This is a genomic window from Vibrio sp. 10N.222.54.E6, assembly GCF_041473955.1.
Classification (GTDB): Bacteria; Pseudomonadota; Gammaproteobacteria; order Enterobacterales; family Vibrionaceae; genus Vibrio; species Vibrio tasmaniensis_A.
The window spans coordinates 1-1,142 of the sequence record NZ_JBFRTD010000087.1; the positions used below are offsets into that span (position 1 = coordinate 1).

1 protein-coding gene is annotated in these 1,142 nt (G+C 45.0%); it reads left to right on the plus strand.

Going from position 1 to position 1,142, the window contains the following annotated elements; all coding sequences use genetic code 11:
* A partial coding sequence (locus AB4513_RS24610) for an IS4-like element ISVbsp1 family transposase (RefSeq protein ID WP_102258458.1) occupies positions 1-1,142 on the plus strand: 1,142 nt, incomplete at both ends.

Sequence of the window (1,142 nt, forward strand, 5' to 3'; positions counted from 1 at the left end):
AATAAAGCGAGCATAAGACGACGTCGGCTTCCCGCTCAGCAAGCTGTCTGGTTAGTTATTTGGATGGGGCTGCAACGCAACATGTCTATCAAAGAGGTGTGCAGTTCATTAGACATTGCACTTCAGCCTAAACCTGAAGATAGCTGGTCTCGTGTTGCACCCAGTGTCCTAACTGATTCACGCCGACGTCTAGATGAGAGTCCGTTAGCGGCTCTGTTTCACACAACGGTAAAGGCTTGGAACGGAGATATCCTTCAACAAGACAAAGACTTAGAGCTTAATGTTCTTGCTGTGGATGGGACAACATTTAGGTGCCAAGATTCCCCAGAGAACGCTGAAGAATTTGGGTTCATCTCTAAAAAATTGAAACCTTACCCTCAACTTCGTTTAGTCGCTTTGATGTCAACAGAAACTCGAATGATTATGGGGGCGGCTTTTGATGGCTGTCATGTCGGTGAAACGACCTTAGCTAAGCGCCTATTCAATGATATCCCCGCACATTCATTGACCTTATTTGATCGTTGTTATTTCTCGGCAGACCTCTTGTTGTCGTGGCAAGAGAGTGCGGAAAATGCTCACTGGTTAATGCCTGCAAAGCGTAAGCTACGCTATGAAGTGTTGGAGAAATATGCGGAGAACGACATGCTCATCTCAATGCCCATCTCTCCTCAAGCTCAACGGCAGAATCCGAATTTACCCGCACGTTGGGAAGCCAGATTAGTCCTATATCAAGAGCCAAAAGGTGAGATAAAAGGTTTTATTACTTCACTTACAGACCCTAGTAGATACTCGCTAGAAAGCCTGCTGCGTATTTATTGGCAACGCTGGGAGATAGAAGAAGGTTATGGTGAAATTAAACAGACTCAACTGCAAAGTCACGTCACTTTACGAAGTCGTTTTTCTGCCGGTGTGAAGCAAGAGCTGTGGGGCGTATTACTTGCCTATAACTTAGTGCGATTAGAGATGGTTAAGATAGCTTCAGAAGCCGGGGTTCGAGCGACTAGGGTCAGTTTTACCGCCGCAATTAACCTTATTGATGCGCAATTACGTTGGTTAGCTTTAAGTCCAGACGGAACTCTACCTGTAAAACTGAAAAGGATGAGAGACAGTTTGAGTCACTTCATTCTTCCAGATAAAAGAAA